Annotated in this window: 11 protein-coding genes; 8 read left to right on the top strand and 3 right to left on the bottom strand. The window is 68.8% G+C overall.

Annotated features, from left to right (window positions below; all coding sequences use genetic code 11):
• Positions 1-29: 29 nt before the first annotated feature.
• Genes M9917_RS20340 through M9917_RS20315 form a run of 6 tightly spaced genes read left to right on the top strand, consistent with a single transcriptional unit; the run spans position 30 to position 6169 of the window.
• Complete coding sequence (locus M9917_RS20340; RefSeq protein WP_465246395.1) at positions 30-1244, top strand: D-alanyl-D-alanine carboxypeptidase family protein; 1215 nt, start codon at positions 30-32, stop codon at positions 1242-1244.
• Positions 1245-1255: 11 nt separating this feature from the next.
• Positions 1256-1906, top strand: a complete 651-nt coding sequence (gene tmk / locus M9917_RS20335) for a dTMP kinase (protein ID WP_297256796.1) — start codon at positions 1256-1258, stop codon at positions 1904-1906.
• Complete coding sequence (locus M9917_RS20330) at positions 1906-2976, top strand: DNA polymerase III subunit delta' (RefSeq protein ID WP_297256794.1); 1071 nt, start codon at positions 1906-1908, stop codon at positions 2974-2976. The genes tmk and M9917_RS20330 overlap by 1 nt, the downstream gene beginning before the upstream one ends.
• Before the next feature lie 21 nt (positions 2977-2997).
• Positions 2998-4557 carry a methionine--tRNA ligase gene (gene metG, locus M9917_RS20325; protein ID WP_297256792.1) on the top strand — a complete coding sequence of 520 codons (1560 nt, stop codon included), beginning with the start codon at positions 2998-3000 and terminating at the stop codon, positions 4555-4557.
• Positions 4557-5357, top strand: coding sequence for a TatD family hydrolase (locus M9917_RS20320; protein WP_297256790.1), 801 nt, complete (start codon positions 4557-4559; stop codon positions 5355-5357). The genes metG and M9917_RS20320 overlap by 1 nt, the downstream gene beginning before the upstream one ends.
• An 8-nt stretch (positions 5358-5365) precedes the next feature.
• Positions 5366-6169, top strand: coding sequence for an MBL fold metallo-hydrolase (locus M9917_RS20315; protein ID WP_297256787.1), 804 nt, complete (start codon positions 5366-5368; stop codon positions 6167-6169).
• A 137-nt stretch (positions 6170-6306) separates the two neighbouring features.
• Here M9917_RS20315 and mfd read toward each other — a convergent pair whose 3' ends face one another.
• Positions 6307-9858 (bottom strand): transcription-repair coupling factor, encoded by a 3552-nt coding sequence (gene mfd, locus M9917_RS20310; RefSeq protein ID WP_297256785.1) that lies wholly within the window; start codon positions 9856-9858, stop codon positions 6307-6309.
• A gap of 179 nt (positions 9859-10037) precedes the next feature.
• Positions 10038-10334 carry an FAD assembly factor SdhE gene (locus M9917_RS20305; RefSeq protein ID WP_297256783.1) on the bottom strand — a complete coding sequence of 99 codons (297 nt, stop codon included), beginning with the start codon at positions 10332-10334 and terminating at the stop codon, positions 10038-10040.
• A 167-nt stretch (positions 10335-10501) separates the two neighbouring features.
• Here M9917_RS20305 and recG point away from each other — a divergent pair, with 167 nt between their 5' ends.
• Positions 10502-12601: an ATP-dependent DNA helicase RecG gene (gene recG, locus M9917_RS20300; RefSeq protein ID WP_297256781.1), complete on the top strand. Its 2100-nt coding sequence runs from the start codon at positions 10502-10504 to the stop codon at positions 12599-12601.
• Here recG and M9917_RS20295 read toward each other — a convergent pair.
• On the bottom strand, positions 12588-13280 hold the full coding sequence (locus tag M9917_RS20295) for a DUF502 domain-containing protein (RefSeq protein WP_297257136.1): 693 nt from the start codon (positions 13278-13280) through the stop codon (positions 12588-12590). The genes recG and M9917_RS20295 overlap by 14 nt on opposite strands.
• 155 nt (positions 13281-13435) lie before the next feature.
• On the opposite strand from M9917_RS20295, the gene M9917_RS20290 reads away from it, so the two are divergent.
• Positions 13436-13819 (top strand): YbaN family protein, encoded by a 384-nt coding sequence (locus M9917_RS20290; RefSeq protein ID WP_297256779.1) that lies wholly within the window; start codon positions 13436-13438, stop codon positions 13817-13819.
• Positions 13820-13827: the final 8 nt, after the last annotated feature.

The following is a 13827-nucleotide window of genomic DNA, read 5'->3' as shown; positions in this document are numbered from 1 at the left end:
ATGGCGGGCGCTCTGCTTCACATCGGGGCATGAACGCCTTTTCCCGTCAGCGACAGAGTGCGGCGCCCGCGATCCGACGGCTGGCGGCCGGCTTGGCTCTGGCGCTCGGGCTTTTCTGCTTCGTTCCCGCCGTGCTGGCGCAAGGCTTCCAGTCGCAGGCACCGTTCGCGGTGCTGCTCGATTCGGAAAGCGGGACGGTGCTCTACGAGAAGGCGGCCGACACGCTGATGGCGCCGGCGAGCATGGCCAAGCTCGCGACCGTGCTCGTCGCCTTTCAGGATCTCGCCTCCGGGCGGCTGACGCTCGACAGCGAGATCAGCATCTCCGAGAACGCCTGGCGCAAGGGCGGCGCCCCTTCCGGCGGCTCGACGATGTTCGCCGTCCTCAACAGCCGGATCAAGCTGTCCGACCTCTTGCAGGGTATCATCGTCCAGTCGGGCAACGATGCGGCGATCGCGCTGGCGGAGGCGATCGCCGGCGACGAGGCGACCTTCGGCCGGGTGATGACGGAGCGGGTGAGGGCGCTCGGCCTGCCGAAATCCAGCTTCCGCAACGCGACCGGCATGGCCGATCCGCAGCAGCGGGTGACGGCCCGCGAGCTCGCCCTGCTCGCCGACCACATCATCAAGACCTACCCCGAACTCTACAGGATCTTCGGGCAGCGCGAATTCACCTGGAACAAGATCCGCCAGCAGAACCGCAACCCGCTCTTGATGATGGATATCGGCGCCGATGGGCTGAAGACCGGCAATATCGACGAATCCGGCTTCGGCCTGGTCGGCTCCGCCGTGCAGAACGGCCAGCGGCTGATCGTGGTGGTCAACGGGCTCAAGACCGCGCGCGAGCGGGCGAACGAGGCGCGCAAGCTCATCGAATGGGGGTTTCGCGCCTTCGAGCGGCGCGAACTCTTCGCCGCCGGCGAGACCGTGGGCGAGGCCAGCGTCTATGGCGGCGAGAAGGGCCGGGTCGCTTTGCGCAGCAAAGGTGCGGTCAGCCTGCTGATGCCGCGCGGCGGCAGCGAGCGGCTGGCGGCCCGGATCGTCTATCGCGGGCCGCTTTCGGTGCCGGTCGAGGAAGGGGCGGAGGTGGCGCGCCTCGTGGTGACGCGCGGCGAGGTCAAGACGCTGGATATCCCGCTCTACGCGGCCGAGAGCGTGCAGGCCGGCAGCCTGCAGAGCCGGGCGCTGGATGCGCTCATCGAGGCGGCGACCGGCTGGGTCCGCAAGGCGCTGAGCCGGAGCTGAGCGGCGCGATCATGGGCAAGGGCCGTTTTATCACGCTCGAAGGCGGGGAGGGGGCCGGCAAGTCGACGCTGGCGCGCGCGCTCAGCGAGCGGCTCAGCGCAGCCGGCATCACGGCCAGGACGACGCGCGAGCCCGGTGGCTCGCCCAAGGCCGAGGCGATCCGCGGGACAATCCTGGCGGGGCAGGTGCGCGATTTCGGGCCCTTCGCGGAAGCGCTGATGTTCTCGGCCGCCCGGATCGACCATATCGATAGCCTGATCCGCCCGGCGCTGGAGCGCGGCGAATGGGTGATCTGCGATCGCTTCATCGATTCGACGCGGGTCTATCAGGGCGTGCTGGGCAAGCTCGATCGCGCGCTCCTGGCCGCGCTCGAGGCCGTGACGGTTTCGGGGTTGATGCCGGAGCTGACGCTGATCCTCGATCTCGATCCTCAGATCGGCCTTGCCCGCGCCGCCGGCCGGCGCCGGCCGGGGGAGGCGGCCGACCGCTTCGAGGGCGAGACGCTGGCCTTCCACCGCAATCTGCGCCAAGCCTATCTCGCTATCGCCCAGGCGGAACCGCAGCGCTGCGTCGTGCTCGACGCGACGCAGCCGCCCGAGGCGCTCGCCGAGGCCGCATGGCGCGTCCTGCGCGAGCGCCTTCCCGTCGATCCGGAACCGTGATGCGAGAGACCAGCGACGAACCCGACCGGCTGCCGAGCGCGCCGCATCCGCGCGAGACGCTCGCCCTCGTCGGCCATGCCGCGCGTGAGCGCATCTTCCTCGAGGCGCTGACGTCCGGCCGCATGCACCATGCCTGGCTGCTCGGCGGGCCGGAGGGCATCGGCAAGGCGAGCTTCGCCTATCGTGCGGCGCGCTTCCTGCTCGCCGGTGGCGATCCGCAGGCGCGCGCGGCAAGGAGCGCCGACCTCGCCATGCCGGAAGCCGACCCGGCGGTGCGGCGGGTGATGGCGCAATCGCATCCGGACCTGCATGTGCTGCGCCGGATTCCGAAGCAGGACGGCAAGGGCTATACCAGCAACATCCCCGTCGACGCCGTCAGGCGGGTGATCGACCGCTTCGGCGCGAGCGCGGCGGAGGGCGGCTGGCGCGTCTGCATCGTCGACTCGGCCGAGGACATGGATCGTCCGGCCGCCAATGCGCTTTTGAAGCTCCTGGAGGAGCCGCCGCCGCGGGCGCTGTTCCTGATCGTCGCCCATGCGCCGGGGCGGATGCTGCCGACGATCCGCTCGCGCTGCCGGCTCATGACCTTCGAGCCGCTGGCCGAGGCCGATGTCGCGCAGGCTGGCCGGCTGGCGCTGGAGCGCATGGGGATGCCCTTCGACGGTTCGGCGCTGGCGCAGGCCGCAAGGCTGTCCGAAGGCTCGGTGCGGCGGGCCTTGACCTATGTCGATCCGCAGACGCTGGCGCTGGTCGAGGCGGTGAGGGCGCGGCTCGACGCGCTGCCGCAGATCGACCTTTCCGCCCTCATTGCGCTCGCCGAGGATGTCGCCGGCAAGGCGGGCGAACGCGACTTTACGGTGATGATCGAGACGGTGCAGGGCTGGATTTCCGACCACCTCCACGCCCATGCCGCGGGCGGGCCGGGGCGCCTTGCACCGCTGGCGGAGGTATGGGAAAAGCTCAGGGCTGCGGCGCGCGAGGCCGAGACCTATAATCTCGACCGCCGGCCGCTGGTGATGACCCTGTTTCATGATCTGTCGTCTGCGGTTTCCCGCTCGCGCGCAGCGTGAAGCGAAGCTTGCGGACGGACGATGGCCACGGCCCCGAAATTCTATCTGACGACCGCGATCCATTACACCAATGGCCCGCCGCATATCGGCCACGCCTATGAGATGGTGGCGTCGGACGCGATCGCGCGCTTCAAGCGCCTCGACGGCTACGACGTCCTCGCCATGACCGGCACCGACGAGCACGGCCAGAAGGTGGCGCGCACGGCAGCGCAGAACGGCCTCTCGCCTAAGGCGTTCGTCGACAAGATCGCGGCGCGCTTCCAGGAAATGGAGCAGCGCCTCGGCTGCTCCTTCGACCGCTTCATCCGCACCACCGATGCCGACCATCTGCCCTCGACCCAGGAGCTCTGGCGGCGGATGGAGGCCAATGGCGACATCTACCTCGCCAAATATTCCGGCTGGTACTCGGTGCGCGACGAAGCCTTCTACGGCGAGGAGGAGACCACCCTCCAGCCCGACGGCACGCGGCTCGGCGGGCAGGGGACGCCGGTCGAATGGGTCGAGGAGGAGAGCTATTTCTTCAAGCTCAAATCCTATCAGGACCGGCTGCTGAAGCTCTATGAGGAGGTGCCGGACTTCATCTCGCCGGAAACGCGCCGGAACGAGGTCGTCTCCTTCGTCAAGAGCGGGCTCGAGGACCTCTCGATCAGCCGCACGACCTTCGACTGGGGCCTGCCCGTGCCGGGCGACCCGAAGCACGTCATGTATGTCTGGGTCGATGCGCTGAACAATTACGTCACCGGGACGGGCTTCCCCGATCCGGCCAGCCCGCGCGCGCATTACTGGCCGGCGGACGTCCACATCATCGGCAAGGACATCGTGCGCTTCCACGCGGTCTATTGGCCGGCCTTTCTGATGTCGGCCGGGCTGCCGCTGCCGAAGCGCGTCTTCGGCCACGGCTTCCTGCTGAACAAGGGCGCCAAGATGTCGAAGTCGGTCGGCAACGTCGTCGATCCGTTCGATCTCGCCGATCTCTATGGCGTCGACCAGCTGCGCTATTTCTTCCTGCGCGAGGTCTCCTTCGGCCAGGACGGCAACTACAGCCACGAGGCCATCGTCGGGCGCATCAATGCCGACCTCGCCAACGACCTCGGCAATCTGGCGCAGCGCTCGCTCACGATGATCGCCAAGAACTGCGAGGGCAGGGTGCCGCCTTGCGGAACGCTGACCGAGGCCGACGAAGCCATGCTCGCCATGGCCGACGCGGCGCTCGCCAAGGCGCGCGCGGCGATGAAGGATTTCGCCCTTCATACCGTTCTGGCCGATCTCTGGGCCGTGGTGGCGGAGGCGAACCGCTATTTCGCCGGCAACGAGCCCTGGCGCCTGAGCAAGACCGACCCGGCCCGCCGCGACACCGTGCTCTACGTCACGATCGAGGTGCTGCGCGAGATCGCGATCCTGGTCCAGCCGGTGATGCCGCAGGCCGCCGGCAAGCTACTCGATCTCCTCGGCGTCGCGCCCGAGGCGCGCGGCTTCGCCTCGCTCGGCCCGGCGCATCGGCTCGTCAGCGGCACGGTCCTGCCGGCGCCGAGCGCGATCTTCCCGCGCTATGTCGAGCCCGAGGACGGCCAGGCGGCGTGATGCTGATCGATACGCATTGCCATCTCGACTACCCGGACTTCGCCGAGGAACTGCCGGCCTATGTCGCGCGGGCGGAGGAGGCCGGGGTCGGCCGGATGGTGACGATCTCGACCCGCGTCGCCCGCTTCGCCGACTACGCGGCGATCGCGGAGCGCTTTGCCTCGGTCTGGTTCTCGGTCGGCACGCATCCGCATCAGGCGCATGAGGAGCTCGACGTCACGCCCGAGCGGCTCGCCGAGCTCGCGCGCCATCCGCGCTGCGTCGCCATCGGCGAAGCCGGGCTCGACTACCATTACGATTCCAGCCCGCGCGAAGCGCAGGCGCAGGGACTCAGGAGCCATATCGCCGCGGCGCGGATGACGCGGCTGCCGCTCGTCATCCATGCCCGCGAGGCCGATGACGACATGATCGCGATCCTGCGCGAGGAGACGGGGAAGGGCGCCTTCCCGGCCATCCTGCACTGCTTCACCGCCGGCGAAGCGCTCGCCTTGGCCGGCGTCGAGTTCGGCTTCTACGTCTCCTTCTCCGGCATCCTGACCTTCAGGACCTCGGAGGATTTGCGCCGGATCGCCCGGATGGTGCCGCGCGAGCGCCTTCTGGTCGAGACGGATGCGCCTTATCTCGCGCCGGTTCCGTTCAGAGGCAAGCGCAACCAGCCGGCCTATGTCGTTGAAACGGCTAAGGTTCTGGCCGATGCGATCGGCGTCTCTTTCGATGAGGCCGCGCGGATCACCACCGAGAACGCCAAGCGCTGCTACTGGAAGATGGACCACGCCGCGCCGGTCGCGCAGGTGGCTTGAGCCGACCGATGACGCTGACCGTCACCATCCTCGGCTGCGGATCGTCCGGCGGCGTGCCGCGGCCGGGCTCCGGCTGGGGCGCCTGCGATCCGCACGAGCCGAAGAACCGGCGCCGGCGCTGCTCGATCCTGGTCGAGCGCTCCGGCCCGGACGGCACGACGCGGGTTCTGGTCGATACCTCGCCGGATCTGCGTGAGCAGCTTCTGGCGGCCGCGGTGCCGGCGCTCGACGGCGTGCTGATGACGCATAGCCACGCCGACCATACCCATGGCATCGACGATCTGCGGGCGCTCGTGCTGCACATGCGCCAGCGCATCCGCATCTATGCCGATACCCCGACCGAGGCTTCGCTGCGCGCGCGCTTCGGCTATCTCTTCGAGACGCCGCCCGGCAGCTATTATCCGCCGATCCTCGATCTCGACCAGATCACGGCCGGCCGGCAGCAGACCATCGACGGCGCCGGCGGGCCGGTCACGGCGCTGCCGTTCCGGGTCGAGCACGGGCCGAACTACGAGGCGCTGGGCTTCCGCTTCGGCGACCTGGCCTATCTGCCGGATGTCAGCCTGATCCCGCCGGCCGCGATGGAGGCGATGGCCGATCTCGATGTCCTGATCCTCGACTGCCTGCGCGAGACGCCGCATCCGAGCCATTTCCATCTGGCGCAATCGCTGGAGGCGATCGCCAAGCTGAGGCCGCGGCGCGCGATCCTGACCAATCTCCATGTCGATCTGGATTATGCCAGCCTGACCAGTCGCTTGGCGGGAATTGCGGATATCGCGTTCGACGGCATGACGGTGTCGGTTCCGGGCTGAAGCGCAGAGATCCCGGCGGACGTTCCCATCAGAATAAGTTCCATAATATAGCTTATGCGAATCATATCCTCGCGGCTTTCGACCCTGCTCCACCGTCGCTGCGCTCGCAATGACGACGAGGTGGACGCGAAGGCCGCTCAAGCGGCCTTCTTCCGCTCCGCGATGCGGGCGAGATCGGTCAGAAGCCGGCGTGTCGCCTTGAGCCGCTCGTCGACCGTGGCGAAATCGTCGATGAAGACGACGCGCATGTCGGGGCGCACCTTGGCCAGCGTGCCCTGCCTGGCGACGTAAGAGACGAGCCCCTCCGGATTGGCGAATTCGTTGCCGCGGAAAGCGACGATGATGCCCTTCGGCCCGGCCTCGACCTTCTCGACATTGGCGCGCTTGCACAGGGCCTTGATCGCGACGATCTCCAGGAGCTGGTCGACCTCCTCGGGCAGCGGGCCGAAACGATCGACGAGTTCGGCGCCGAAGGATTGCAGCTCGGCGTTGTCGTCCATGGTCGAGAGGCGCTTGTAGAGCGTCAGCCTCAACGTCAGGTCGGCGACGTAATGCTCCGGGATCATCACCGGCGCGCCGACCTGGATCGACGGCGACCATTGCGTCTCGGTCTCGAACTCGATGCCGGCCTTCAGCGCCGCCACCGCCTCCTCCAGCATCTGCTGGTAGAGCTCGTAGCCGACCTCCTTGATATGGCCGGACTGCTCGTCGCCAAGCAGGTTGCCGGCGCCTCTGATATCGAGATCGTGGCTGGCGAGCTGGAAGCCGGCGCCGAGCGTGTCGAGCGATTGCAGCACCTTCAGCCGCTTGTCGGCCTGCTCGGTCAGCTTGCGGTTGGCCGGCACGGTGAAGAGCGCATAGGCGCGCGTCTTCGAGCGGCCGACACGGCCCCGGAGCTGATAGAGCTGGGCCAGGCCGAACATGTCGGCGCGGTGGACGATCAGCGTGTTCGCGGTCGGGATGTCGAGGCCGGATTCGACGATCGTGGTCGAAAGCAGAATGTCGTACTGGCCGTCATAGAAGGCGCTCATCACGTCTTCCAGGGAGCCCGCCGCCATCTGGCCGTGGGCGACGCCGACCTTGCATTCCGGCACCTGCTTGTCGAGGAAGTCCTTCACATCCGCGATGTCCTCGATGCGCGGCACGACGTAGAACGACCGCCCTCCCCGGTATCGCTCGCGCAGCAGCGCCTCGCGCACGATCAGCGGGTCGAAGGGCGTGACGAAGGTGCGCACCGCGAGGCGATCGACCGGCGGCGTCGCGATGATCGAGAGCTCGCGCACGCCGGTCATGGCGAGCTGGAGCGTGCGCGGGATCGGCGTCGCCGACAGCGTCAACATGTGCACCTCGGCGCGCAGCTCCTTCAGCTTCTCCTTGTGGGCGACGCCGAAATGCTGCTCCTCGTCGACGATGACGAGGCCCAGGTCCTTGAAGTCGACGCCCTTGCCGAGCAGGGCATGGGTGCCGACGACGATGTCCATCGTGCCGTCGCGGGCGCCCTGCTTCACCGCCTTGAGATCGGCGCTGCCTACGAAGCGCGACGCCTGCCCCACCTTGACCGGCAGGCCGGCGAAGCGCTCGGCGAAATTGCGGTAGTGCTGGCGGGCGAGCAGCGTCGTCGGCACCACGACCGCGACCTGCTTGCCGTTGAGCGCGGCGGTGAACGCGGCGCGCAGCGCGACCTCCGTCTTGCCGAAGCCGACATCGCCGCAGACGAGCCGGTCCATCGGGCGCCCGGCGGCGAGATCGTCGAGCACGGCATCGATGGTGTTCTGCTGATCCTCGGTCTCCTCATAGGGGAAGCGGGCACAGAACTCGTCATAGACGCCTTCCGGCGGGACGAGGCGCGGCGCATCCCTGAGCGCGCGCGCGGCCGCGATCTGGATGAGCTTGCCGGCCATCTCGCGGATGCGCTGCTTGAGCCGCGCTTTACGCGCCTGCCAGCCGCCCCCGCCGAGTCGGTCGAGCTGGACTTCGGTGTCCTCCGAGCCGTAGCGCGACAGAAGCTCGATGTTCTCCACCGGCAGGAACAGCTTGGAATCGCCGGCATAATGGATTTCGAGGCAGTCATGCGGCGCGCCTGCCGCCGTGATCGATTGCAGGCCGACGAAGCGGCCGATGCCGTGGTCGACATGAACGACGATGTCGCCGGGCGCGAGCGACGACAATTCCGCGATGAAATCCTGCGGCCGGCGCGTCTTGCGGCGCGGGCGGACGAGCCGGTCGCCGAGGATGTCCTGCTCGCCGATGACGGCGAGGCGTCCGGCCTCGAAGCCGGTCTCGAAGCCCCAGACCGCGAGCGCGACCGTGCCGGGCTTGAGGTCGAAAGCGGCGCGCAGCGAGCCGGTCATCTGCACGCTCTTGAGGCCGTGATCGGCCAGCACATGCGCGAGGCGCTCGCGCGAGCCCTCCGACCAGGCGGCGAGGATGACGCGCTTGCCCTCGCCTTCCAGAGCCTTCACATGGGCGACGGCCGCATCGAAGACGCCGCCGGCATCGGCCGTGCGCTCGGCCGCGAAGCTGCGGCCCTGCTTGCCGCCGAGATCGAGGATCAGCTTGCCCTCGCTGTCGGGAAGCTGGAACGGGGTCAGGCTCGCGACACCCGCATTGTCGACGATGCCGCGCCAGTCGGCGGGCGAGAGATAGAGCGCGTCCGGCGGCAGCGGCTTGTAAGGGACGCCCCCTGCCCCGCCCGGCTGGTCGAGCGCCGCCTTGCGGGCGTCGTAATAGTCCTTGATCAGGCTGATGCGCTCAGCCGTGGCGTCCTCCGCGTGATGGTCCAGTACCAGCGGCACGTCCGGCAGATAGGTGAAGAGCGTGTCGAGCCTGTCCGCCAGCAGCGGCAGCCAGTGTTCGAGCCCGGCCGGGCGGCGGCCCTCGCTGACGGCTTCGTAGAGCGTGTCGTCGCGGCCGGGCGTGCCGAAGGTCGCGATATAGGACTGGCGGAAGCGGCGGATGCTCTCGCTCGTCATCTGCGCCTCGGACATCGGCACGAGGTCGAGCCCGCGCAACTGCCCGGTGGTGCGCTGCGTCTCCGGATCGAAGGTACGGATCGATTCCAGCGTGTCGCCGAAGAAGTCGAGCCGGATCGGCGCCGGCATGCCCGGCGGGTAGAGGTCGACGATGCCGCCGCGCACAGCGAATTCGCCGGTCTCGCGCACGGTCGACGAGCGCAGATAGCCGTTGATGTCGAGCCAGCGCGCCAGCTCCTCGGTGTCGACCATGTTGCCGGGCGCGGCCGAGAAGCTCTCCGAGGCCACCTTGCCGAAAGCCGGCACGCGCTGGAGCGCGGCGTTGACGGTGGTGAGCAAGAGGCGCGGCCGCTCGCCTGATTTCGTCCTGGCGAGGCGCGACAGCGTCGTCATCCGGTGCGCCACAATGGCAGGCGCGGGAGAGACACGGTCATAAGGCTGGCAGTCCCAGGCCGGGAAGCTCATCACCTCGAGATCGGGCGCGACGAATTGCAGCGCATTCTCCAGCACCTGCAGGCGCTGGCCGTCGCGGGCGATGAAGACGAGCAGCGCCGGACCTTCCGCCTTCTTGGCGCGGGCGCGGGTGAGATCCGCGAGGATGACGGCGTCGAAGCCGTCCGGCACGCCGGCGAGCGTCGGCTTGTCGCCGCGCTTCAGCGCATCGAGCAGGCGGTCGAGCTGGGGCTTGGCGATCTGGGAGGGGGGTGGGATGCTCATCGGGGCGTTTCAGTTCTGACTATCTCTCGTCATTCCGGGGCGCGCCGCAGGCGCGAACCCGGAACCCACGACTGGGTGAAACATGTTATGTCCGGCTGGCGGCCGCTCACCCGGTCGTGGGTTCCGGGTTCTTCGTTGTGCGAAGCCCCGGAATGACGATGAAGGGACCAGGCGAACCGCTACACATGGATCGGCTTGTCGTGCCGGTGGAAAGCCTTCAGCCGCCGGAACAGTTCCGAATCGTAATTCTCCGGCACCGTGATCTCGCCGGTGATCCAGCCGAGCAGGTCGCGGTCGGGCACCTCGATCAGCCGCTCGAACTCGTCGAGCTCGGCTTCGCTGAAGCCGCCGATGGCGTCGTCGGCGAAGCGGCCCATGATCAGGTCCATCTCGCGCATGCCGCGATGCCAGGCGCGGAACAGAACCTTGCGGCGGCGCGGATCGAGATCGGCGCTGGAGCGGGTCGAGCCGGACATGGGAACCTCGAAAAGCTGGGGCAAGAAAAACCGGGGAAACCCGCAATGGCGACGGGGCCGGCCCCGTCGCGAAGCCTGCCTTGCCGGGTTATATAGCGATGCAGCCCGGCGAAGTCAGCGGTGAAGCCACCGTGATCTTCGTAGCTCCGACAAACCGCCGAGACGTCTTGCGCCCCTCGATCCTCGATCCGCTGTTCGCTTCCGCCACGACGCTTCCCGGCGTCGGGCCGAAGCTCGGCAAGGTTCTGGACCGCTTCCTCGGCAGCGAGACGCAAGGGGCGCGCGTCATCGACCTGATGTTCCATCTGCCGAGCGGCGCCGTCGACCGCCGGCCGAGCCCCTCGATCGCCGAGGCGCCGGTCGGCGATGTCGCGACCTTCGCGGCGCGCGTCGCGGAGCACCGCCCAGCCCCTGCCGGCAAGAGGGCGCCCTACCGCGTCATCGTCGAGGACGAGACCGGGGACGTCACCCTCGTCTTCTTCCACGCCGATTCCCGCCATCTGGCGCAGAGCCTGCCGGTCGGCGCGTTCCGGATCATCTCCGGCAAGCTCGAGCTCTGGGAAGGCATGCGCCAGATGGTGCACCCCGAGCGCATCCTCGATCCCGCGCAGGCCGATACCCTGCCCGCCTTCGAGCCGGTCTATCCGCTGACCGAGGGCATCGGCGCGCGCGTGATGATGCGGACCGCGCAGGCGGCGGCCGAGCGCTGCCCCGAGATGCCGGAATGGCAGGACCTCGCCTTCCTCGTCAAAAGCGATTTCCCCGCTTTCCGCGCGGCGATCGCGGCCCTGCACCACCCCGCCGACCGCAAGGCGGCCGAGGGAGACACCGTCGCGCGCCGGCGCGTCGGCTATGACGAGCTGCTGGCGAGCCAGATCGCGCTCGCGCTGGTACGCCGCCAGCAGAAGAAGCTCGCCGGGCGCGCCACCAGCGGCGACGGGGGCCTGCGCTTCCGCATCCAGTCCGCCCTGCCCTTCGAGCTGACCGAGGGCCAGCGCAAGGCGATCGCCGACATCCATGGCGACATGGCAAGGCCCGAGCGGATGCTCAGGCTGCTGCAAGGCGATGTCGGCTCGGGCAAGACCGTGGTGGCGCTGATGGCGATGGCGGCTGCCGCTGAGGCCGGACGGCAATCGGTGCTGATGGCGCCGACCGAGATCCTCGCCCGCCAGCATGCCGAACGGCTGGCGCCATTGGCGGAAAAGGCGGGGCTGAAGCTCGCGCTTCTGACCGGGCGCGAGAAGGGCGCCGGCCGCCGGCAGGTGCTCGAAGGGCTGGCCGAGGGATCGATCGACATCGCCGTCGGCACCCATGCGCTGTTCCAGGAAGGCGTCGCCTTCCACGATCTGGCGCTCGCCGTCGTCGACGAGCAGCACCGTTTCGGCGTGCATCAGCGCCTGCTGCTCGGCGCCAAGGGCGAGGCCGTCGACATCCTGGTGATGACCGCGACGCCGATCCCGCGCACGCTCTCGCTGACCTGGTTCGGCGACATGGACATCTCGATCCTCTCCGAGAAGCCGGCTGGGCGGAAGCCGATCGTCACCCGCGCCATCTCCTCCGAGCGTTACGACGAGGTCGTCGGCGCCATCGGCCGGGCGGTCGAGAGCGGCCAGCAGGTCTATTGGGTCTGCCCGCTGGTGCAGGAATCCGACACGCTCGACCTGGCGGCGGCGCAGGAGCGTTTCGAGGCGCTGAGCGCGGTCTTCGGCGCCAGGGTCGGGCTGCTGCACGGCCAGATGCCCGGCCGCGAGAAGGACGCCGCCATGGCCGCCTTCGTCGCGGGGCAGACGCGCATCCTGGTCTCGACCACGGTGATCGAGGTCGGCGTCGACGTGCCCAATGCCAGCGTCATGGTGATCGAGCATGCCGAGCGTTTCGGGCTTGCCCAGCTTCATCAGCTGCGCGGGCGGATCGGGCGGGGTTCCGCCGCCTCGACCTGTCTCCTGCTCTACAAAGGGCCGCTCGGCCCGATCGCCAAGGCGCGGCTGACGATCATGCGCGAAACCGAGGACGGTTTTCGCATCGCCGAGGAGGATCTGCGCCTGCGCGGCGAAGGCGAGGTGCTCGGCACCCGGCAGTCGGGCTCGCCGGACTGGCGCATCGCCCGGCCGGAGACAGACGGCGACCTCCTGGCGGCGGCGCGCGACGATGCCCGCCTGCTGATCGAGCGCGACCCGCATCTGGAGACGCCGCGCGGCGAGGCGATCCGGGTGCTGCTCTACCTGTTCGAGCGGGACGTGGCGATCCGGTTGCTCAGGGCGGGGTGACGGGCGGCTTCAACTCCGGCTTCGGCTTTCCGCCCTGCTCGCCCGGCTGGATCAGCCCGGCCGACATGATCAGCTTGGCGCCGTCCTCGACAGAGATCGCAAGCTCGACGATCTCGCGTCGCGGCAGATAGAAGAAGAAGCCCGTGGTCGGGTTCGGCGTGCAGGGCAGGAAGACGCCGACCTGCTCGTCGCCATCCGGCAGGCGCCCGGCGATGTCGGGCGCCGCTCCTTGCGCGATGAAGACGATCGACCACATGCCCGGCTGCGGGAACTGCACCATGCCGACCTTGCGGAACGAGGTGCCCGATTGCGAGAAGATCGTCTCGAAGACCTGCTTCACGCCCTTGTAGAGGCTGCGCACCACCGGCATGCGATCGAGGATCGCCTCGCCCGCGCCGATCAGCGAGCGGCCGACGAGATTGGCCGTGAGGAAGCCGAGGAGCGTCAGTCCTACGAGCGCGATGACGAGGCCGAAGCCGGGCACCGGATAAGGCAGATAGGCATCGGGCAGGTAGGAGCTCGGGATCAGCGGCTTCACCAGCCCGTCGATGAAGTTGATGAACCACCACGTCACCGAGGCGGTGATGGCGAGGGGGGCGGCGATGACGAGCCCGGTCAGGAAATAGCGGCGCAGCCGCGCGCCCCAGGTCGGGCGCAGGATGTCGGTCGCGAGAATCAGGCGGGGATCGTGCGGGCCGGCGGTCAATCGTTTCTCCCAAAGCAGCGGCGCGACCTCGCGCCCGCTTGCGGCCGCCTCCGCGGGCCGCGATATGACACGATAAGCGAGGCGGCTGTATCCGCCACCCCGCAATTCGGGCAAGCAGGGACGAGGCCGTGAGCGAGGACGACCAGCCGCGACACCCCTGGCGGCCGCTGCTGTTCGCCGCGGGCTGGGTCTTCACCGCGCTCGGCATCGCCGGGGTGATCCTGCCGCTGATGCCGGGCACGATCTTCCTGATCGCCGCCGCCTGGTGCTTCTCGCGCTCCTCGCCGCGCTTCGAGGCCTGGCTCCTCGGCCATCCGCAACTCGGGCCGCATGTGCTGCGCTGGCGCAAGACCGGCGCCATCGCGCGGCGCGCCAAATACGTCGCCTGCGGCTCGATGGTGCTGAGCTTCGTCCTGCTGACGCGCACGGGCGCGCCGCCGGTGGCGCTCGTCGTCACCGCGGCCTGCCTGATCGGCTCAGGCTTCTACGTGGCGAGCCGGCCGGAAGCCTGACACGCCCC

The organism is Bosea sp. (in: a-proteobacteria), assembly GCF_023953965.1.
Classification (GTDB): Bacteria; Pseudomonadota; Alphaproteobacteria; order Rhizobiales; family Beijerinckiaceae; genus Allobosea.
The sequence above is the reverse complement of the archived record's forward strand: the minus strand, read 5'-3'. Positions and strand labels throughout refer to the sequence as shown.

Coding starts and splice junctions, on each gene's coding strand:
- mfd (WP_297256785.1), bottom strand. CDS start 9,858: ATGAGCATCCCACCCCCCTCCCAGATCGCCAAGCCCCAGCTCGACCGC.
- M9917_RS20305 (WP_297256783.1), bottom strand. CDS start 10,334: ATGTCCGGCTCGACCCGCTCCAGCGCCGATCTCGATCCGCGCCGCCGC.
- M9917_RS20320 (WP_297256790.1), top strand. CDS start 4,557: ATGCTGATCGATACGCATTGCCATCTCGACTACCCGGACTTCGCCGAG.
- tmk (WP_297256796.1), top strand. CDS start 1,256: ATGGGCAAGGGCCGTTTTATCACGCTCGAAGGCGGGGAGGGGGCCGGC.
- M9917_RS20330 (WP_297256794.1), top strand. CDS start 1,906: ATGCGAGAGACCAGCGACGAACCCGACCGGCTGCCGAGCGCGCCGCAT.
- metG (WP_297256792.1), top strand. CDS start 2,998: ATGGCCACGGCCCCGAAATTCTATCTGACGACCGCGATCCATTACACC.
- M9917_RS20340 (WP_465246395.1), top strand. CDS start 30: ATGAACGCCTTTTCCCGTCAGCGACAGAGTGCGGCGCCCGCGATCCGA.
- M9917_RS20315 (WP_297256787.1), top strand. CDS start 5,366: ATGACGCTGACCGTCACCATCCTCGGCTGCGGATCGTCCGGCGGCGTG.